This is a genomic window from Marinomonas pollencensis (assembly GCF_003387375.1).
Lineage (GTDB): Bacteria > Pseudomonadota > Gammaproteobacteria > Pseudomonadales > Marinomonadaceae > Marinomonas > Marinomonas pollencensis.
Map to the genome: position 1 here is coordinate 1 of NZ_QUNG01000005.1, position 20,314 is coordinate 20,314.

General features: G+C 44.4%; 22 protein-coding genes and 2 tRNA genes. 4 read left to right on the top strand and 20 right to left on the bottom strand.

Going from position 1 to position 20,314, the window contains the following annotated elements:
* Positions 1 to 381: 381 nt before the first annotated feature.
* From DFP81_RS08395 to DFP81_RS08415, 5 genes are all read right to left on the bottom strand, one after another.
* Positions 382 to 1,278, bottom strand: a complete 897-nt coding sequence (locus DFP81_RS08395; protein WP_220342889.1) for a DUF4435 domain-containing protein — start codon at positions 1,276 to 1,278, stop codon at positions 382 to 384.
* Positions 1,275 to 2,621 carry an AAA family ATPase gene (locus tag DFP81_RS08400; protein ID WP_115897336.1) on the bottom strand — a complete coding sequence of 449 codons (1,347 nt, stop codon included), beginning with the start codon at positions 2,619 to 2,621 and terminating at the stop codon, positions 1,275 to 1,277. The genes DFP81_RS08395 and DFP81_RS08400 overlap by 4 nt, the downstream gene beginning before the upstream one ends.
* Before the next feature lie 9 nt (positions 2,622 to 2,630).
* Positions 2,631 to 2,990, bottom strand: a complete 360-nt coding sequence (locus tag DFP81_RS08405) for a DUF2513 domain-containing protein (RefSeq protein WP_115897337.1) — start codon at positions 2,988 to 2,990, stop codon at positions 2,631 to 2,633.
* A 552-nt stretch (positions 2,991 to 3,542) separates the two neighbouring features.
* Positions 3,543 to 3,618: transfer RNA gene (locus DFP81_RS08410), tRNA-Phe, on the bottom strand.
* An 87-nt stretch (positions 3,619 to 3,705) separates the two neighbouring features.
* Positions 3,706 to 3,781, bottom strand: a tRNA-Phe gene (locus tag DFP81_RS08415).
* Positions 3,782 to 3,900: 119 nt separating this feature from the next.
* Between DFP81_RS08415 and trmL the strand changes: the two genes are divergently transcribed.
* Positions 3,901 to 4,374, top strand: coding sequence for a tRNA (uridine(34)/cytosine(34)/5-carboxymethylaminomethyluridine(34)-2'-O)-methyltransferase TrmL (gene trmL, locus DFP81_RS08420; RefSeq protein WP_115897338.1), 474 nt, complete (start codon positions 3,901 to 3,903; stop codon positions 4,372 to 4,374).
* 15 nt (positions 4,375 to 4,389) lie between these two features.
* A complete protein-coding gene (locus tag DFP81_RS08425) occupies positions 4,390 to 5,502 on the top strand; it encodes a potassium channel family protein (protein ID WP_115897339.1) in 1,113 nt (370 codons plus the stop codon).
* 51 nt (positions 5,503 to 5,553) lie between these two features.
* Here the strand turns inward: DFP81_RS08425 and DFP81_RS08430 are convergent, their stop codons facing one another.
* The 11 genes from DFP81_RS08430 to DFP81_RS08480 all read right to left on the bottom strand — a co-directional run bounded on the left by DFP81_RS08430 (position 5,554) and on the right by DFP81_RS08480 (position 14,118).
* Positions 5,554 to 5,805 carry a YfhL family 4Fe-4S dicluster ferredoxin gene (locus DFP81_RS08430; RefSeq protein ID WP_115897340.1) on the bottom strand — a complete coding sequence of 84 codons (252 nt, stop codon included), beginning with the start codon at positions 5,803 to 5,805 and terminating at the stop codon, positions 5,554 to 5,556.
* Between the two features lie 49 nt (positions 5,806 to 5,854).
* Complete coding sequence (coaD, locus tag DFP81_RS08435; RefSeq protein WP_115897341.1) at positions 5,855 to 6,349, bottom strand: pantetheine-phosphate adenylyltransferase; 495 nt, start codon at positions 6,347 to 6,349, stop codon at positions 5,855 to 5,857.
* A 170-nt stretch (positions 6,350 to 6,519) separates the two neighbouring features.
* Positions 6,520 to 7,062 carry a YggT family protein gene (locus tag DFP81_RS08440; protein WP_115897342.1) on the bottom strand — a complete coding sequence of 181 codons (543 nt, stop codon included), beginning with the start codon at positions 7,060 to 7,062 and terminating at the stop codon, positions 6,520 to 6,522.
* A gap of 19 nt (positions 7,063 to 7,081) precedes the next feature.
* Positions 7,082 to 7,903, bottom strand: coding sequence for a pyrroline-5-carboxylate reductase (gene proC / locus DFP81_RS08445; protein ID WP_115897343.1), 822 nt, complete (start codon positions 7,901 to 7,903; stop codon positions 7,082 to 7,084).
* An 81-nt stretch (positions 7,904 to 7,984) separates the two neighbouring features.
* On the bottom strand, positions 7,985 to 8,680 hold the full coding sequence (locus DFP81_RS08450) for a YggS family pyridoxal phosphate-dependent enzyme (RefSeq protein WP_115897344.1): 696 nt from the start codon (positions 8,678 to 8,680) through the stop codon (positions 7,985 to 7,987).
* Between the two features lie 114 nt (positions 8,681 to 8,794).
* The gene (locus DFP81_RS08455) at positions 8,795 to 9,892 is read right to left on the bottom strand and encodes a GGDEF domain-containing protein (protein WP_115897345.1); all 1,098 of its coding nucleotides are present in this window, start codon (positions 9,890 to 9,892) and stop codon (positions 8,795 to 8,797) included.
* A gap of 136 nt (positions 9,893 to 10,028) precedes the next feature.
* On the bottom strand, positions 10,029 to 11,306 hold the full coding sequence (locus DFP81_RS08460) for a dihydroorotase (protein WP_115897346.1): 1,278 nt from the start codon (positions 11,304 to 11,306) through the stop codon (positions 10,029 to 10,031).
* Between the two features lie 4 nt (positions 11,307 to 11,310).
* Positions 11,311 to 12,312 (bottom strand): aspartate carbamoyltransferase catalytic subunit, encoded by a 1,002-nt coding sequence (locus DFP81_RS08465; RefSeq protein WP_115897347.1) that lies wholly within the window; start codon positions 12,310 to 12,312, stop codon positions 11,311 to 11,313.
* A 224-nt stretch (positions 12,313 to 12,536) separates the two neighbouring features.
* Entirely contained in the window at positions 12,537 to 13,034 is a 498-nt protein-coding gene (gene pyrR / locus DFP81_RS08470) for a bifunctional pyr operon transcriptional regulator/uracil phosphoribosyltransferase PyrR (RefSeq protein ID WP_115897348.1), read from the bottom strand.
* A gap of 56 nt (positions 13,035 to 13,090) precedes the next feature.
* Positions 13,091 to 13,552 carry a Holliday junction resolvase RuvX gene (ruvX, locus tag DFP81_RS08475; RefSeq protein ID WP_115897349.1) on the bottom strand — a complete coding sequence of 154 codons (462 nt, stop codon included), beginning with the start codon at positions 13,550 to 13,552 and terminating at the stop codon, positions 13,091 to 13,093.
* On the bottom strand, positions 13,552 to 14,118 hold the full coding sequence (locus DFP81_RS08480) for a YqgE/AlgH family protein (protein WP_115897350.1): 567 nt from the start codon (positions 14,116 to 14,118) through the stop codon (positions 13,552 to 13,554). Before DFP81_RS08480 ends, ruvX begins: the two co-directional genes overlap by 1 nt.
* Before the next feature lie 270 nt (positions 14,119 to 14,388).
* On the opposite strand from DFP81_RS08480, the gene DFP81_RS18215 reads away from it, so the two are divergent.
* Entirely contained in the window at positions 14,389 to 14,538 is a 150-nt protein-coding gene (locus DFP81_RS18215; protein WP_181903061.1) for a hypothetical protein, read from the top strand.
* 126 nt (positions 14,539 to 14,664) lie between these two features.
* The gene (locus DFP81_RS08485) at positions 14,665 to 15,504 is read left to right on the top strand and encodes a 2OG-Fe(II) oxygenase family protein (RefSeq protein WP_115897351.1); all 840 of its coding nucleotides are present in this window, start codon (positions 14,665 to 14,667) and stop codon (positions 15,502 to 15,504) included.
* A 94-nt stretch (positions 15,505 to 15,598) separates the two neighbouring features.
* Here DFP81_RS08485 and DFP81_RS08490 read toward each other — a convergent pair whose 3' ends face one another.
* The 4 genes from DFP81_RS08490 to DFP81_RS08505 all read right to left on the bottom strand — a co-directional run bounded on the left by DFP81_RS08490 (position 15,599) and on the right by DFP81_RS08505 (position 20,102).
* On the bottom strand, positions 15,599 to 15,916 hold the full coding sequence (locus DFP81_RS08490) for a DUF190 domain-containing protein (protein WP_115897352.1): 318 nt from the start codon (positions 15,914 to 15,916) through the stop codon (positions 15,599 to 15,601).
* 51 nt (positions 15,917 to 15,967) lie between these two features.
* Positions 15,968 to 16,999 carry an HlyD family secretion protein gene (locus DFP81_RS08495; RefSeq protein ID WP_115897353.1) on the bottom strand — a complete coding sequence of 344 codons (1,032 nt, stop codon included), beginning with the start codon at positions 16,997 to 16,999 and terminating at the stop codon, positions 15,968 to 15,970.
* 68 nt (positions 17,000 to 17,067) lie between these two features.
* On the bottom strand, positions 17,068 to 18,630 hold the full coding sequence (locus DFP81_RS08500; protein ID WP_115897354.1) for an MFS transporter: 1,563 nt from the start codon (positions 18,628 to 18,630) through the stop codon (positions 17,068 to 17,070).
* Entirely contained in the window at positions 18,627 to 20,102 is a 1,476-nt protein-coding gene (locus DFP81_RS08505) for an efflux transporter outer membrane subunit (protein ID WP_181903062.1), read from the bottom strand. The genes DFP81_RS08500 and DFP81_RS08505 overlap by 4 nt, the downstream gene beginning before the upstream one ends.
* Positions 20,103 to 20,314 lie beyond the last annotated feature (212 nt).

Below are 20,314 nucleotides of genomic sequence, written 5' to 3' on the forward strand. Positions count from 1 at the left end.
GCGGTAAACATAAGTCTTTCGTTCCAATTCAGAGAGAGCAAGAGACTTTATGGTGTTTGGTGGAGATTTCTATGTGGGGGTTAGCCGACGCTTACAAGAAAAGCGGCAGTCAAAACTAAAGCTAGAACAGTATCGAAATTTGAGAGGGTGATAATTTTCATCTGACCCTAAATATCCACAAGGGCTTGGCAATAGCTTTGTCAAAGCGTCCTGTTCGAATATTGAGTGACTTTTAAAGCCGAAAAACCATAAACGCCTATCACAGAAACTTATGGGGGATAATAATTTAAATCGGCACCTAAATATCATGCAATTTTAGAGAATAATAAAAAATAAAACCTCCCCCTCTTTAAAAAGAGGGGGTATAATCAAAAGGGAAAATCAGGAAATCTCTTGAATATATCCACCTTCATCAACTATTTTTCTTATAGCATCACCCAACTCACTCAATGGTTCTAAATTACAATATCTGGCTAACTTAAACTTGAACCCGTCATTATGAGGATAATTAGCACCTTTGTAACCCAAGTAATCCCTTAGCGCTTTTAGAAGATAGTCTTTTCCTGATACTGCATATAGAGGATCCCCTAACCCCTCAATAGATTCAGATACCTTACTATAAATTTCATCAAAACCGTCTTCACCAATGGCTTCGATAATCTGGTTTTTTATCTCAAGAATGAGATCCGAAACTTTATTTTCGCAAGGCACACTGCCCCTACGATTACTGATTTTTTTACAGAGTTCATGATAACTATTAGAAACAGTAGTAATATTAGGTAAAACCTTCCAAGAAACAGCATAAATTTTAAACAATTCTAGCAAATCACGTTCTAATTGCCTTTTGAAATCCAACCACTCTAATTGAGCATAAGCATCTTCTTTTAAAATATTACCAAGTGAGTCTTGTAATAACTCAGCACTTGCATCCTCACAAAACAAATAATTTTCTATGCAATATAACCTATGTTGAAACAATCCATTATGTGGAGCTTCTCTTTCTCCAAGCAACAGATCTAAATCACCATCAATCACGAATAATGCGGGGAACTCTTCACTATATTCCTTACACTTATTCACAACTTTACTTCGCCCACCTAATGGAATTATTTTTTTTATTCTTACTTCATCATTTACAACTCTGGAAAAAAGTTTTGTATAGAACGCTTCAGACCCTAAATCTTCTACATAAATCTCAATGTCCTGCAACTTTCTATAATGAAGGCCTATACTGTCTAATGCTGGTTCTGACCATACAGGAAGCTGATACATCTTCATTTACGCTCTCCATCAAGTGGAACGTACATGTGATTTCGCCCTCCAATAATTGCAGGAGAATGTGTTGCTAATATTAGTTGCAAGCCTGAGTTTGCTTCTTGAACTGCTGAAACGTACATATCTTGCCAAGAAATATGCAAAGACAACTCAGGCTCATCGACTATAAAAATTCCGCTCCTCAATGTTTTATCTAAAATAAGGTGTGTAAACATTATTAATATTTGCCGCTCGCCAGAAGATAAAATTGACAAGTTTTTTTTATTATTGTTTATGTATACACTTATATCTCCAAATTGATCAATGTTTATTTTTTTCTCTGTCTCAGAAAGAAATTTATTAATAATATTTGTTAGCTTATCTAGCTTTCTATAAAATGTTGTTTTTGAATATTGATATTCTTCGACCAACTCAAAAATTCTATTAATTCTATTTAATTGATTCTGATTAACAAACCAAGCAACCATATCTTCCTGCTGTTCAGGCGTTAATTTAGAGTTTCCTTTAAACTCTTTGTCCATTGCTTTTGCTAAGTTTTCAAATTTTGTAAAAAAATCATTAAACTTTGTTTCAAACCCATCTATAGATAATTCTAAGTTTTTTAACGTATCTATAATTGTTGATTGTTTTTTCTTTAACAAAGCTAAAGCATCAACATTCGGAAGTTGAGCACTTTCACTTGCATCAGTAAAAGACAATGAATCAAGTATTATTTTATCTCTTAATGTATTTTCTGCTCTAGACTGACGCACCCTTGCTACTCTAAACTCTTCAGATACGAGTTTTAAGACCTCATCTATACTAGTGTCACCAGTTTTTCTTTGAAATCTATCTCTTTCTCTAGATGATGCCGAATTAAAAGCGCTTGACCACCAATCTTCTTTATTTTTCTCTTGAGATGTTTTTATAAATCGACGATCAAGACTTAGAAACATGGGGGATGTTATTTTACGTATTTTACTAATAACAGAACTTGCACTTTCATTAGATTCATCAGCAAATTCCATTTCATTATGTTCAAGTCTAATTTTATCACTCTCATTCAAGAGACAAGAGAAAAATTCGCCATCTATATCAAGATAAAGACAAATTGTTTTTTTATCTTTATCTTTTTTATATGCAATTGATATTTTTTTATTCTTTTCCTCCAGAATAATGGTTGCACTTTCAAAACCTATAGACCTTATTTCTTTAATATCTGGGGATATCATGGAAACAATCAATTTTAAGACTGTTGTTTTTCCACTACCATTTAATCCAGCAAAAAAATTTACATCATCTCTAAATGAGACATCAAAATCTAAATATCCATGAACCTTAGATGCTTTAAAACTTATTAACTTCATAATAAAAAACTATCCTTTAAACTGCGACATAGCAGCATCATTTAATGCCATCTTTAGGAGATCAAGAGTCAGTGAGAGACCTTTGGATTTGATGGATTCTTTGGCTTTGCTCCAGATAGTGTCGTTCCTAGAAGCATCTAAAAAATCATGCCCTGAGAAAGTTAAACTTTTTATAGACCACTTAGTACCATCCGCGAGAGTAGAAGAACTTTTGCTTTCTACAAGGCCTGCTTGATCTAGTAACTGAATATGATAATTAATCTGTTTTTTATCGTAATTTTCTATGGCTGGTACGAAAGGAATGACATGATCATCCTTTTCTTCGACGGCTAGTAAGATTTTCCTAGCCAAATCCATATCTCGCTTCATATCCCTTATTTCCCTATAGCTATACTGAAAATTATTTTACTATGTTTTATTTGTCTTGAATTGTCACCATTTGAAAACATTTTTATTGTCTTCTTTTTCTGGCCATCTGATCGCTCCAGTGTTGGCAAATCCTACACTGGAGCGATCAAAACTACACAGGCGCACATCACCGTCGCGTCGCGGTTTGCGTCGAAGGTCACACTCCTTTATCTATCCAGATGCTTAACGGCTTTGTCTTTTCTCTAGGCGGTTTATCCGATCGCTAAACACAATAACTGACTCATCTATCTTCTGATTCAATCAATGCCCGAGTACACTTTCACACACGACTTCAACATGAATTGCGGAAATGGAAATACCACAACACCAAATAAACCACTTATTTCGTTAGCCAAAGCTTCTGAGCTGCGTTCACAAGGGAATATGGGTATGTTCAATAAGAATGTGGAATTTGACTTAAAACGGCGACACAAAGCTTGAGAGACAACGGTGAGCCATCAAAAAAGAGGTCTGAGAGCTTTAGGTAGTAAGAAGTTAACAAAATACTGAGGATGGTGCCCAGAGACGGAATCGAACCGCCGACACGAGGATTTTCAATCCTCTGCTCTACCGACTGAGCTATCTGGGCAAATCAAGAATTCATGGTTTTTTGGGAATAAACCATTTTTGCCAAAAAAAAGGCCACCTACTAATAGATGGCCTTTCTTTTTAATCATGGTGCCCAGAGACGGAATCGAACCGCCGACACGAGGATTTTCAATCCTCTGCTCTACCGACTGAGCTATCTGGGCAAGTGCGGCGTATTATAGAGGAGTCACTTTGTTCGTCAATAGTTTTTTTAATTTTTTTAACAAAAACTTAGAAAAGCGCTGAGGTCTGTTATTATCTCCTGATATCAAGGAGATAATAAATGCTTCATATTGTTTTATACCAACCAGAGATTCCACCTAATACAGGTAACGTCATTCGCCTTTGTGCCAACACTGGCTACCAGCTTCATTTGATCGAACCATTAGGTTTCGATTTAGAAGACAAGAAGCTGCGCCGCGCAGGGCTGGATTACCATGAGTTCGCTAATCTGAAACGCTACCCTGATTTTCAGGCATTTGTGGAACAGAATGATATCGGCACAGTGTACGCACTCACCACCAAAGGTAGCCGCCCTCACAGTGAGGCTGAGTTCAAAGAGAACGATGTTCTCGTATTTGGTCCAGAAACTCGAGGCTTACCTGCGGAGTTTATTGAAGCACTGCCTAAAGAGCAGCGCTTGCGCTTACCTATGCAGGCTAATTCACGCAGCTTAAATCTGTCTAATACGGTTGCCGTTATGGTCTATGAATCATGGCGTCAGCTTGGCTATAAAATGCCGAATGGCGACCAATAATAAAGCAGGGACAAGATGAATTCGCTTGGCATACTTTTAAGACGCAATAAAAAAAATAACCGTTATCGGTATCGTAGCGAGGTTTATCTTCACGATAAACAAGACTTAAAAAAGCGCTTCTTGTTGCTGTTACTTGTTATTGGTATGCATTCTGTCGCGATGGTGTTCTTTGAAGACCTGAACTGGTGGCAAGCGTTTTGGCTGACCATGACCTCCACCAGCACCACGGGCTATGGCGACATATCTGCCGCTACCTTTTGGGGACAACTGTCCACCATCGTACTCATCTACTGCATGGGCATTACTCTGTTAGCCCAAATAGCCAGTGATTACATTGAACTGCGGATAACACGCAAAGAAATGCGCATTAAAGGCCGCATGGAGTGGAATGCTATGCAAGATCACTTACTCATCATTAATACGCCAAAATACGATGCCGAAAGGTACCTTGATTTACTCATAACACAGGTGACTAACACACCTGAGTTAGCCGATATTCCGATTCAAATTCTCACCCCTGACTTTCCAGAAGGTTTGCCATTAAAGCTGCGTTCTTTAGGTGTCGTTCACCAGACCGGCGATGCGACCACAAACGGTATGCTGTTGTCTGCTGGAGCGGATAAAGCCAAATACATTATTCTCCTTTGCCCAGATTATCAGGCGCCACACTTCGACAGTGTGTTGTTTGATACGCTGCATAGAATCCAAGCGCTGAATTCCTCGGCCTTTGTTCTCGCAGAAGCCATCGATGACAGCAACAGAGGGCGTTTCAAAGCCGTTGGCGCCAATGCGGTCATTCGCCCAGTACGCGCTTATCCAGAGATGCTAGTGCGCTCACTGATCGCGCCAGGGACAGAACAAGTATTAGAGAATTTGTTTCGTTATGAGGGCGACCACACGATCCGTGTCACGATCCAATTGGAAGGGTTCTCTTGGGCGGATATTGTCACTAAGCTGATCCAAAATAACATAGGAACTGCCTTAGGGTTTGAGAACCCCGATGGGGACATAGTTACTCACCCCGAGCCAACGGAGAAGGTCTCAGTGCGTTCGTTGATCTTGCTGGTAGGGGACAAACAAGTGCTGCCCAGCCAAGCCGTCATTCAGGGATTTTTTAAGCCCTGCTAATAAGCAAAAAAAACGAGGCAAATGCCTCGCTTTTTTTAACGGCTATGGGAATTACAACTGACCGGTCAATACTAGGTATTTTTCCATCAATTGCTCTTCTGTTTCTTTGTGATTTGGGTCTAATGGAATGCAATCCACAGGGCAAACCTGTTGACACTGCGGCTCATCATAATGACCAATACATTCAGTACATTTAGATGGCTCGATCACATAAATCTCTTCGCCTTGAGAAATGGCCTCATTCGGACATTCCGGCTCACAAACATCACAGTTAATACATTCATCGGTAATGATTAGAGACATCACTCACTCCTAACGATCAGCAAGCGCAACCTTGCTAGATCCAAATAACTTAATTTCGTTTTAACGCGTTATAGTGCTCTCTTAGAACACTTGCCACTTCAGGGTTCACAAACTGACCAAAGTCACCTTCTAAAGACGCTATTTCTCGTACCAAGGTAGACGAAATATAGGAATGCTTTTCAGAAGGCGTCAGGAAGATGCTTTCTACGTCTGGCGCAATCGCACGGTTCATATTGGCCAGTTGGAACTCGTATTCAAAATCTGAAACAGCACGCAGCCCACGAACCACAACCTGCCCGTTAACTGAACGGGTAAATTCAGTGAGCAAATTATCAAACCCAACCACTTCCACATTAGGCAAATGCCCTAATACTTTTTTTGCCAAAGCAATACGCACTTCGTGTGAAAGAGCAGGCTTCTTTTTAGGGCTCGCCGCTACAGCCACGATAACCTGTTTAAACAGTTTTGACGCACGTTCAACCAAATCAGTATGGCCATTGGTAATGGGGTCAAAGGTACCCGGATAAACCGCAATCGTACTCATAGCTTTCATCCAAACAATTATTAAAGAGAGAATAACTCGGCAAGCTGATTATTTACTGTCCACTTTGTATTCCCATTGAGGGGTCGCATCATATAGGAATACGCCCCCTTTCTCAATTCACTGATCACATTACTAACATGCGCAATATGTATACAGCTAATTGAGTTTTGTTATATTGCATATGGTGCTAAAAATTGCTTCACCAATGAAATCGCCAAAAAGAGAAAAATAGGCGATAAATCCAGCCCACCTAAAGTCGGAATAACACGATGACAGGCTTTATATAAGGGCGCGGTAATCTGCCCTACCAACATTGCGCCAGGGTGAGTAGCTCCCGGCGCGACCCAACTCAAAATCACCGAGATTAGCAACGCCCAGAAGTACAAATCCAATAGATGGTATAAGGTGCCGACTACCGTGAATATCGCATAATGAGCCGGTGTCGCACTAAACCCTGCCATCATGAAAATCAGTGTCGTCGTTAATAATTGTACTGCCAATGCTAACACCAGGCATGACGTATCTAAGCGGCCAATAGGCGGAATAACCTTACGTAAAGGCAACAACAAAGGACTCGTTGCCTTTACTATACCTTGGCTAATCGGGTTGTAAAAATCCGCTCGACTAAACTGCAATACCAAACGCAGTAAGACGATAAACAAATACAAGTTGGCAATGGTTTTGATCAAGAACACAAATGGATCGGACGTCATGGAAAAGTTCCTTGTTAATCTATTGGCCAGAGAACTGGCTAGCAAGCTGTTTCGAACGATTGGCGCACGCAGTCATCGCATCGTCCACTACTTTATCAATATTAGCGTCTTCAAATGACAACAAGGCTTGTTCCGTTGTGCCATTTGGTGAGGTAATGTTTTTGCGTAACTGACTGATTGGCGTGTCCAATTCCGTGACCATCTTAGCCGCGCCTAACATGGTATAAGACGCCAAACGACGACATGCCTCTTCGTTTAATCCCTGTTCTTGGCCACTTTTAATCATCGCCTCTAAGAAACGGAAAAAGTAAGCTGGTGCACTGCCAGACAACGCAGTTACTGTGTGCATATGCGCTTCATCATCGACCCAAACCGAGTCTCCGATACTGGCAAAGACACTCGAAACCCATGCTTTTTGTTCATCACTGGTACGCGCGTTTGCGATCAAACCAGACATACCTGAACCCACTTGTGATGGTGTATTTGGCATACTACGGACCACGGCAACAGGTTGATTTAGCCATTTTTCAAGCGCGGCTAACTCCACCCCTGCTGCCACAGAAAGGAAGATTTGGTCGGCGCGTATATGGTCAGAAAAGTCTTCAATAACCCCTTGAATTTGAGCGGGTTTTACACATAAAACAACCGCATCGGCCTGGTCCAATGCCGCGTTATTATTGTCCAACATTTCGATACCATACATGGCGCTGTAAGCGGCTCGTTTCTCTGCAGTGCGTGATGTTCCCATGATCTTAGCCGCTGGATAGCCAGCTTCGATCATACCGCCAATAATGGCACTCGCCATATTCCCAACGCCAATAAAGGCAATACTTGGTTTCATTTCATATCCTAATTAATGATTACAGAACCAGTTACGCAAGCGCACCGACCTCAGTGTAAAATAACGTAATTCATACTCAAATTATGCTGTCGCATAGTCGCGAGCGCCAAAAATAGCCGTACCAACACGAACCATGGTACTGCCAGAGGCAATCGCTGCAGATAAGTCGCCAGACATACCAATCGACAATGTGTCTATCATGCTATCAGTCGCTGCTAATTCAAGGAAGGTTTGATGCAAAGGGGCATAAACCTCTTTTTGTGCTTGTTCGCTTTCTTGTGGCGCAGGGATGGCCATTAAGCCACGCAAACGCAACTGTTTAAGTGACTGAATCACTCTCACCATCGCTGGCACTTCGTCCAATCGAATGCCCGACTTACTGTGTTCACCACTGATATTTACCTGAATGCAAACATTCAATGGCGGCATATCGTCGGGGCGTTGCTCGTTTAAACGCCGTGCAATTTTTTCGCGGTCTATGGTGTGCACCCAATCCATATTCTGGGCAATTAAACGTGACTTATTAGACTGAATGGGGCCAATAAAATGCCACTCGATATCCTCTAAATGCGCCAATGCTTGGCGTTTGTCGACCGCCTCTTGCACATAGTTCTCACCAAATAAACGCTGCCCAGCTTGATAAGCCTCTTGCAATGCTTGCAACGGTTTAGTTTTGCTCACCGCAAGCAAACGCACGCTGTTATCAGGGCGCTGATGACGGTGACTCAAGTCGGTAATTTGCTGATTAACGTGAGATAGCTTGGCTTCTATGCTCATAGCAGCTGACGCTCCTTTGTTATCGATAACGGGAATGGTCGTCCAAAGACTTTTCACCAGACAGTAAAAAGCCGCGAGAAATTATACCACTCTTATTAGTTTGTAAATAACCGACTAAAAGGTATAGAACTCTGCGCTGCTGGTATAAAGAGCACCATGAAACTCTATCCGATAACCTGACCGCTCTGCGACAGAATTAGTTGCATATCCGGACGCACGATATAGATCGTCTAACGTCGAGTGCTCTGGGTAATAGGCGATACCTATGCGAACTCCCTCTTTGGTAAGACGGTTAGGCGTTTCGCTGGAAGCGGTTAGAACATCAATCAACTTGCTCGCGATGACTTCTGCATCCTGCATATGACGAATACAAACCCCCATGACAAACTCACCTTCCCCGTAATACGCCACTAGGTCGTTATCACGAATGGCGGTTTGTATCTTGGCCGCAACGTCTTTTAGTAGCGCATCATCATTCGAACCTACGGCGCTACGCAATTTAAGCGAAATCAATGCCACACGCATAAAGTGACGACGCGAGTCTTTTAGCACGATGGAGAAATTATGTTGGAAGCTAAACGCTCTCAACAAGCCTGTTTGTGGGTCAAAGTGACTTGCTTCTAACAGCAGACGGTCCGCCTGCTCGCGCAGTGCAGCCGCTTCTATCAAGTGCGTACACCTTGTCAAACACTGCGTCGTTGCAGCATCAAGAGACGCGATGCCGCGCCCAAATAGCAACATCAAATAGGCCCCATCGTATGGTTCATTGATATTAACCAAGACCACATCGCTGAAGTGATTCGCAGATAAAAAAGCATGCCACATTGACCAATCAGCAGACTGGTGAATATTTGCCTCATGACGCATGGAGCAAGACGGACTTTGCGTGAAGGTCTGCACCGCAGGCGGCAGTGTCATCTCACTGCTGTTGGGCGTTAGTAATTGAATATTGGTGTCATCATGACGTACTAGGTGCCATTCTTGGTCTTGTTCCGCTTGCGCCAACAAGGTTACATACGCATTCGGTAAATCGCGCTTGCAATCGTCCAGTACTTGATCCCAAAAGAAGGAAATAGATTTCCCTTCTGCAATAGAACGCAAGTGCTGAGCCATCTCAGCGTTCTGGCGCGCCAATAACTCTCGTTCTTTTTCCGTTTGGAGAAGTCGAGTTTGTAATTCTTGAATATCAAGCGGTAAAGCATCAAACGCCATGTAAATGAACCAAAATTAGGAAGACTTGATTATCAGATTAACCAGTCAATTACAAAAGTAAAGGCTAAATAGGCAAATAGGACAAAGCCTTAAAGGGATTTACGCTTTGTCCTATTAATTCGCAGATAAGGTCGTATTACACCAGTTGGTAAACCCGTTGCCCTGAAATAAAGGTCGCCATAACCCGGCCGGTGAAATGGTCGTCTAAATAAGGGGAGTTTTGCCCTTTGGTCTTGCGGTTTTCAAGCGTCCATTCCCACTGTGCCGTGCTGTCAAACAACACAAAGTCAGCAAAACTACCAACGGATAGGGTTCCCGCTTCTAGGCCAAAGCAAGAAGCTGGCCCGGCGGTGAGGCAGGACAACACAGTAGCCAGATCCAGATCCCCTTCATCCATTAGCTGCATAGCAAGTGGTAACAACACTTCCACATTCGCCATGCCGGGCTCTGTCGCCGCAAAAGGCGCAACTTTTGCCATTTTTTCATGGGGCTGATGATCGGAGCAAATGGCACTAATCACCCCTGCTTTGATGCCTTCAATCAGGGTTAAACGATCCCCTTCGCTGCGCAACGGCGGCAACACATGATAGTGGCCGTTGAATTGGTTAAGCACCTGATCACTCAACAACAAGTTGTGTACTGCCACATCGGCGCTCACATCCAAACCCGATGCTCTAGCATCGGCGATCATTTCCACAGATTTAGCACAGGACAGGCGAGCAAAATGGGCGCGTACGCCCGTTTTTTCAACCAACAGCAAATCACGCATCAGAGCGACGGTTTCTGCCGTTTCTGGGATGCCAGCCAAACCATGCATGGTCGACATCAACCCTTCATGAGCGCAGCCACCTTCCGACAAACTGCCTTCATCTGGCTGAAAAACCACCAGTAAATCATGGGTTGCTGCGTACTCTAACGCGCGTGACAGCACCTTGGTGCTGGCCATTGGGCGACGATGATTTGATAAGGCAACACAACCGGCGTCTGTTAATGACACCATGTTACTCAAATGCGCGCCATTTAACCCTTGAGTCAAGGCGCCCAGCGGAAACACATTGGCCATGCCTGCTTCATCAGCCTTGTCTTGAATCAAAGCGGCAACAGCGGGGGTATCCACAATAGGGTTAGTATCCGGCGGACACACTAATGTGGTCACACCACCAGACACAGCCGCGCGCCCTTCTGTGGCAATACTGCCTTTCTGGGTATAACCCGGTTCACGCAATGCTACCGCTAAATCCACTAAGCCTGGCAACACCCAAAGCCCTTGAGCATCGACCACCTCGGCCTCTTCGAACCCGGCTGGCGCCTCACCTATTGCAGCGATTTTTTGATTCTCTATGTACAGATCCGTCACACGGTCTAATGCTTGGCTAGGGTCGATCACACGACCATTTTGCACTCGTAATTTCATTATTTTATTCATCCCCTGCCGTTTGCACTTCACTGCTCTGCAGCTGACCACTCATCGCCATGGACAATACTGCCATGCGCACCGCAATACCATTAGTGACTTGATTCAAAATAACAGAGCGCTCGCCATCCGCCACTTCTGAGGAGATTTCCACACCGCGATTAATAGGACCTGGGTGCATGACTATGGCATCGGGTTTCGCCCAAGAGAGGGACTCCTCGGTTAACCCGTATAGACGGTAGAACTCTCCTTCACTTGGCAGCAAAGCCCCTTTCATACGCTCTTTTTGTAGGCGTAACATGACAACGACATCCACATCTTTTAAACCCGCTTCTAGGTCATGGCAAATGGTCGCGCCCATTTCTGTAAAGAATTCTGGCACCAAGGTCTTTGGCCCAACTAGTCGCACTTCGTCGACCCCCAAAGTAGTCAAGGCATGAAGCTGAGAACGTGCGACTCGAGAGTGCAATATGTCGCCTACAATGGCGACTTTCAAGCCATCAAACGTACCTTTGTGACGGCGAATCGTTAGCATATCCAACATCGCTTGCGTTGGGTGTGCATGACGACCATCCCCAGCGTTAATAATGGCGACATTCGGCGTACAATGTTCCGCAATAAAATGCGGCGCACCACTGTCTGAATGACGCACAATAAACATATCACTCTGCATCGCTTCTAAGTTCTTTAGAGTGTCTAGCAACGACTCTCCCTTCGAAGTAGCAGAGGTTTCAATATTGAGGTTGATCACATCAGCAGATAGGCGTTTGGCCGCCAATTCGAACGTGGTGCGGGTACGAGTGGAGTTTTCAAAAAATAGATTAACAACGGTTTTACCGCGGAGCAAAGGCACTTTCTTAACCGATTGCTCGCCCATCGAGAGGAAGGATTCCGCTCGATCTAAGATTTCTGTCAAAATGGTTTTATCTAAACCATCCAAGGTTAAAAAGTGCTTTAGCTGACCGTGTTCATTTAATTGTAATGCCCGAGGGTCGGATCGCATCATGGTTTGCTTTCCTCAAACTGCAAAGACAGTATCGTCTTTCTCTGTGTAAGATAGGAAAATGCCCAGTAAGGAGGTGTCCGTAACTGGGCATGTGTGACGCTAAACGCTCACTTCGCGAGAAAACTCTATTGTGATTTCAAGCGTTTCAAGCGCGTTTGCTAACCACCTTATCCATCTGCTAATTGTCGTACGAGTAGACTAAAAAATAAAGTGAGATAAGCACTTTAATGAGCTTCAATCACAGAAACCGTAAGGGGTGACGGCCCAGACAGCTTAACCCTTTGGTCAGGATTAAGTGTTAACCGCTCACCAATCACATCTGCCTGAATCGGTAGCTCGTGTTTCCCCAAATCATACAAAATCGCCAAGCTAATACTGGCAGGTCGACCAAAGTCGAAAATCTCGTTCATCGCAGCTCGGATCGTTCGTCCTGACATCAACACATCATCTACCAAAATAACGTGACGATCTTCAATGCTAGGCAGCGAGGTTTGATTTACTTTGGGATTGAGTCCAGCTCGGGTAAAGTCATCACGATAGAAGGTGATATCAAGCGTGGCTAATGGTGCATCGGTTGCGACCACCGACATCAATTGCTCTGCGACCCAAACCCCGCCAGTGTGAATACCCACGACAATCGGGTTAGTAATGCCCTTTTGCAAACAATACGCGGTGAGTTGTGTTTTCATCGACGCGAGTGATTGCTCTAAATCTAACTTCATTTCTACTCCACTATGAATTGATATCAATAAACGATGAACACTCAGTTCGTTGCTGATTATGCGGTTGATTCCATAAACCAGGTTTCTAAAATCATTTGTGCGGCCAACCCATCGACTGAATTTTCTTTAAAGTTTCGATGGCCACCCCGTGCAATCACCTGACCTTTAGCCTCGTAGGACGATAATCGTTCGTCCATCATATGATAAGGGCGGTTAAAACGCCCATGAAGGCGTTTGGCAAATTTTCGCGCACGTTGACACATTTCATTTTCTGAACCATCCATGTCCAGAGGCAAGCCCACAACAAACGCATCGGGCTTCCATTCATCAACCAGTTTTTGTATCTGATCCCAATTCGGAATGCCTTCTTTCGCTTTGAGTGGCGCTAACGGCGTTGCACTGCCGGTGATAGATTGCCCAATAGCCACTCCCATTCGAGTGGTACCAAAATCAAAGCCCAATACCGTATTAACAGTATTGGGCTTTGATTTATCGCTTTGTGACGGTGTGACTGTCATCAACCATGCCCTATATCCGGTGAAAGTCTTGCCATGTCAATTCCCAGCACCTTAGTGGCGGCGGTAAATTGCATGTCACTTGGAGTATGGAATAATACGTCTAAATCAGCCTCACATACCAGCCAATCATTATTCGCAATCTCAGACTCTAACTTTCCAGCATCCCAGCCCGCACACCCTAGCGTAATACGGAACGCTTCTGGGCCATTGCCCTCAAAAATATGTTCTAAGCATTCGAGCGACGCCGATAACGATACTTCGTTGGTGATCTTTAATGTATTGCTCCAGGATTTGTCGGCAGTATGCAAAATAAAACCACGCTCTGCCTCGACAGGACCACCATTATAAATCGGCTCAGACGTTAGCCATGGACAGGCAATCTGTATGCCTAAATGGTCTGCTAGCTCAGTAAAATCGATATTCGATGGACGATTTATGATAATTCCCATCGCACCATCTTCGGTGTGTTCGCAAAGATAAACCACGGTGTGCTGAAAATGCGGATCATCAAGATGTGGCATTGAAATTAGAAAGTGATCTTTAAACGAATCGAAAAATGAATTCATACTAATTTGCCCTCTTTTGTTGTGGAAACGCAGGGAACTCATGTCATTGAAGCACCTCAGAACAAGGCTGTTTTACATAGAAAAAATCGGCTAAAAAAGACATACCGACCTTTGCAGTATAGGCCATGCTCTGCATTTGCCCAGTAAGAACGCATAATTAATCTCACTTTCACTTCAAAACATCCTGACCAAACGGTAGACTATTCACTTTGAGGCGCTCATTTGGGCCTCTAATCAGCACACCATTCACCCATTTAAGGAATGACAACCATGTCTTTTCAATCCTCGTCTACCAGGTTAAGCACACCGACATATGTCGCTGCGTTTGGCGGCGCGATGGATTTGGCTGATTGGCAACGTCACTACCGTGCGGAGTCCATCGACTTACGTCTCTTTTTCCACAGCGGTTGGTCTTCTTAACTCCCTGCTTCGTTGCATTATCCTATTCTTAGCAAGTAACAACCCTCGTTGTTGTACTTGTCATATTGCCTTTGCTCGCCTCGTCGCGAGCATAACGACATGGCCTTTAGCCAACAGGAAAGTATTATGAAATTAGAAGCCGTAGATTACACCAGCGCCACTGCACAAGAAGATTTTGTTAAGTCCCTTCACGACACCGGCTTTGGCGTTTTGAAGAATCACCCAATCCAAAAATCCCTAGTCAGTGCCATTTACCAAGAATGGCAAGGCTTTTTTGATAGCGAAGAAAAATACGATTATCGTTACAACAAAGGCACTCAGGACGGCTACTTTCCACCGGATGTGTCGGAAACGGCCAAAGGACACACTAAAAAAGACATCAAGGAATACTTTCATTATTACCCTTGGGGTCAGTGCCCAGAAGATAAAAAAGCCTTGTTGGCTCAGTACTACTCAGAAGCAAACAGTTTAGCGGCGGAGCTATTAGCATGGGTCGAAAAACACACCCCAGCTGACATTGCTCAACACTACTCACAATCGCTTTCAAGCATGGTTGATCACAGTGATCAGACTTTGCTGCGCGTTCTACATTACCCGCCACTAAAAGGGGATGAAGAACTTGGCGCCATTCGCGCCGGTGCTCATGAAGACATAAACTTATTAACAGTACTGCCTTCTGCTAATGAGCCTGGTTTGCAAGTGAAAGCAAAGGATGGCAGTTGGATGGACGTGCCTTGCGACTTTGGCACCTTGGTGGTGAACATTGGCGATATGCTACAAGAAGCCTCTGGCGGCTACTTTCCATCGACATCACACCGAGTGATAAACCCAGAAGGGGCGGACAAAACCAAATCGCGCATTTCATTGCCGCTCTTCTTACACCCAAAACCAGAAGTCGTACTGTCTGAGCGCCATACGGCAAAAACTTACTTACATGAACGCTTGGTTGAATTAGGCGTTATTTGATTCTTTGCTTTTAAGACAAAAAAGGCGCGCTAAATAGTATTTAGCGCGCCTTTTTTATCACCATGATAAAGGCATCTTCTTACAACAAAGCTCGTTATTCTATGCCGCTGTAACCGAAATCTACCTCAGTACGCGTATAGAAGATCTTAACCTGATCTTTTGCTAAACGCTCAAATAACTCTGCCTCTTGCTCAAGGGTAACAATGAAAGTCACTTGCATCGGCTCATCCGAATCATCTAACCAGGTTTTATTATGGGCTTCACCATGATGCCCTATGCCCATCAAACCACTGGACATGGTTGCCCCTGGCAGCGATAACTCAGTGGCTAACGCCATTAAGTACTCTGGCACATTACGATTATCATAAACACGTCCGTAATAAGTATAAAACGTAATCTGAGAACCTTTCATAAACCACCTCTAAAAATAACACCATTGTATTTAACGTTGAGCTAATCCGTTTTATTGGTCGGTATGAATCACTGGGCGAACCGACATACCTACACGCAGTTTACTTAGCGCCTCTTGGCCTGGCGTCAAGTGGATACGTACTGGCAAACGCTGAGTGATTTTAGTGAAGTTACCAGTCGCATTGTGCGGTGCAATAGGGGAATAGCTCACCAAACTTGCCGGAGCAAGATGCGCTACTGTGCCTCTTAGCGTTACCCCTGGTAGGGCATCTACTTTAACAGTCACTGGCTGACCTTCTTCGACATTTGCAAGCTGAGTCTCAAGGTATTGCGCTTCAATATACACCTTGTCGATAGGCACAATCGTCAGCAATGGTTGACCTACATTTACATGGCCACCTTTACGTGCTTTTACTTGCGCTACTAGGCCTGAGATAGGAGCCGTCAATTTCGCGTAGGATTGTTGCAAAATAGCCCCATTCAACTTAGCTTGCGCAGACTCAAACTTCGCTTTAGCTTGTTGTAGTTGCGCCATTAAGATGCCAACTTCTTGTTTCGCTGACGCTAGCATCGCCTCATCACGCGCTTGAATCGCTTGTTGTGTTTTCAAATCAGCATCGGCTTGTTGCTTCGCTAATACCGTACCGGCACCATCTCGTGCTAGGTTTTTAAAGCGCTTTTGGTTGGTTTGAGCCAATGACAATTTCGCTTTATCTAGCTGCAGCGTTGCTTCTGCTTGCTTGATTAAAGAGGCTTGGCGAGCCAATTGCGCATCTAGAGTGGTAACAGCAGCTTTGGCCGTCATCATGTCGGCTTGCGCTTCTTTATGAGCAATCGCCAAATCACGCTCATCAATATTTACCAATGGCTCTCCGGCTTTAACCGGGGTGTAATCAGACACAAACACTTGCTCAACAACACCACTAACACGCGGTGAAATAACGGTTAAGTCGGCATCGACATAAGCGTCGTCGGTGGCCTGATTCGCATCATCAGATGCATGCTTGTTTAAATGCCAAACACCGCCGCCCACAACAACAGCAACCAATGCAATGACAGCGGAGTAACGAATATTCTTAATCATGTCTAACCTATTTAATAACTTAATTAGTAGAGGCACAAAGGCCGAATTTTTTCACTTATTGCTGTGGATCAAGCAGGTTTCACCACTTTTGGTGCTGGGATATATACCAAGCACATCACTAACGGAATCATCACAAAGGCTGCAACGCCAAGTATGGTAAAAATATCCTCTCCCGTGAGTATCCCCGCTTGCTTAGTCAGCTCGCTCGCCCACTCAGCGGTAGTGCTGGTTTGCGTTTCATAAATGGATGCAGTGTTCCAATGGGCTAATAAATCCTCAAAGTGGAATTGATTACGAACCACCATAATTTGACCAATCAACACACCACCCACCATAGTGCCCAGCGCTCTTAAAGTATTAATGATGCCGGACACAAACGGTCCTTCCATCGGCTGCACCACACTGGTTGCCAAAAACAACAAGCACACAACCGCCATTGGCTGACCGATTGCTTGCAGTACTTGAGCGGTAACGAATTGCGCTGTCATCCACTCACTGGTTACATTAGAAGCCAACAAACAGGCACTACCAATACACGCCAAACCAATGGAAAACAGCACCCGAGCATCCACCCAAGATTGGTACAGCAAGAAAGCGACTACTGAGCCCAAAACAATCTGAGGTAAACCAACCCACAACCCGATAGAGGCCAATTGCTCCATACGGAATCCCTGAGTTTGTCCCAACAATTGCAATGGAAACGAAACACCACTTGCTAACACGATCAACAACACAAAGAACAAGGTGAAACCCAAACCTAGGTTACGTCGCGACAATAGCTGCAAGCGCATAAAAGGTGTTGGATGATGGTATTCCGACCATAGGAACAAGACCAACAAGCCACTGGCAATCATCATGGTGCCGCGAATAAAGTTAGAATCTAACCAATCTAGGCGTATCCCTTGAGTTAAGGTAATCGTCAACGCAATAATGCCGAAGATTGCACACACAGCACCGAAGTAGTTCGCTTCTTTCAAGCGTGATCGCATTTGTGGCAACTTAGGAATGCCGTAATAAACAAAGCTGATCGACACCAGACCTAAAGGAATGACATGCCAGTACAACCAACGCCAGTCATGCATTCTGTCCAAGAAGACAGCCGCTAACCACACCGCTACGTTCGGCGCCAGTGTTGCCGTCATCGCATACAAGGCTAAGCCGTGTAAACGAATCGACAATGGCAAAAAACGCAACGCCGACATCATCAAAATAGGCACTAGTGAGCCAGCGAAATAACCTTGAACAAAACGCAGCCCCATGAACAATTCAGCGTTTTGGATAAAAGGTAGAAACACGGCAATAGTTATCACGCCGATTTGCGCAATAATCTGGAAACGACGTAACGAAAAGGTAACCGACAGCCAACAAGCAAACGGCATTGCCATCAACTCGCCAGCCTGATACCAAGTGGTGATCCAAGACCCTTGGTCTTTACTGAAGCCCATGGCGCCGAGAAAGTCTGCTTGACCTAAAGAAGGCAAACGACTGTTCAAACCGGACATCATCGCGGCCAACAAGACACCCAGCAAACCAATCGCAAGACGTACTCCAAAAGGCTGACCTGGTGGTGGCGCAGGTTTAGCCACTTTTGGCGCACTGTCCTCAGCTGGACTTTGCACTACTGCGGTCATTTTGCCACCTTCTCACCAGTGAAAGGCTGCTTCACATCACCACTCCAGTCACCACCTAAGGAGCGATAAAGGGCGACCATTGCCAGAGCCTGATTCACTTTACCATCCATTAATGAGCGTTTAGCTGACACTAATGATTGTTTCGCGTCTAGCACATCGCCGCGGTCTGCCGCCCCTTCTTGGAAGGATCTTGTTGCGGCATGTAACGCCACTTCACGTTGCGCTTGTGCGGCACTTAAACGGCGTACACTTTCACTTTCAGAGCTCCAAGCACCCAGTGAATTTTCCACTTCATGCCATGCTGACAACACGGTTTTGCGGTAGGTAACAGCGGCGGCTTTTTGACGTGCTTCCGATAAGGCTAAAGTCTGACGTAACTTACCACCTTCAAAGAGTGGCAAATGGAAAGATGGGCCAACGGAATATTGACGAGAATCCCAGCTGCCTAGATCGGATAAGTCATTCGACAAAGCCCCTACCGATGCGGTCAAGCGAATACGAGGGTAAAAATCGGCGTTCGCTGCGCTTACTTGGGCAATAGTTGCTTTCAACTTCGCGCCAGCCATTAAGATATCTGGACGGTTACGCGCTAAGTCAGACGGCACCCCAACAGCTAATACCGTTGGCAAAGTAGGTGCTTTAGGCTGGCCGCTTAGCTCTACATCAAGGGCATGTGGCGACATACCTAGCAGCATAGCTAGCGCATTTTTCAACACGGCTTCTTGATGTTCTAAGGAAGGCAATTTGGCTTTCACATTAGACAACTCTGCTTTCATAGATTGCGTCTGGTAGTTAGTGCCAACACCATTTTGTTCGCGATTTTGCGCCAATTCATAGCGATGTTCCGCGATCTCAATCTGTTCTTTAAGATAATGCTGCTGTGCTTGAACACCGCGCAACTTCCAATAGTTACGCGCTATGTCCGCACTAAGTGACACCTGCACCATGTCATTTTCAAACGCGGTCGCTTGTAGCTGCTCTTTCGCGGCCTTCTCTTTGTCGCTTAAGTAACCCCAGAAATCCATTTCCCAGCTTGCGCCAGTACTTAAGGTCCAAGTATCAATACGTGACGTCGGAGCGCCAACAGAAGCAAGCGGAGCGTCTTCACTTAAACCAATGCTACTAAACCCGCCATCAACAGATAACTGAATGTTTTTCTGAGAAGACACCAATCCCAATTGAGCACGGCTTTCTTGCCAGCGTATCGCAGCCAATTGCAAATCTAAGTTATTTCTCGCAGCACGATTTTCCAGAGATGTTAGCACCTCATCATGAAACAACGACCACCAACGAACCGGCTTAGCCACCGAATCCGTTGTTTTCATTGTTTGCCAGTTAACACTTACCTCAGGCTTGCTGTCCTGCTCAGACAAGGTACTGTCCGGTATCAAAGCGCAGCCTGTCATTAGCCCTAAGGCAGTAATTACCAAACCACCTTGGAGCCAACGAGAATATTTCAAACCCTTCGTCATATCGTATATCATCTCTATAAAGTAAACCGATTAGTTTAGCTTTGAAAAACTCAATGAACAGAGTAAACCCTATTAAAAAGCGACAAAACCTAAAAATCGAGCCGATCAGCACAGTCGAATTTCGTGTATTTTAAACCGATCGGTACACCTTGTGTCAAGAATAGAATGCGAATACAATCTATTTCCTCAAAAAACGAAAATTGGTGAAGAAT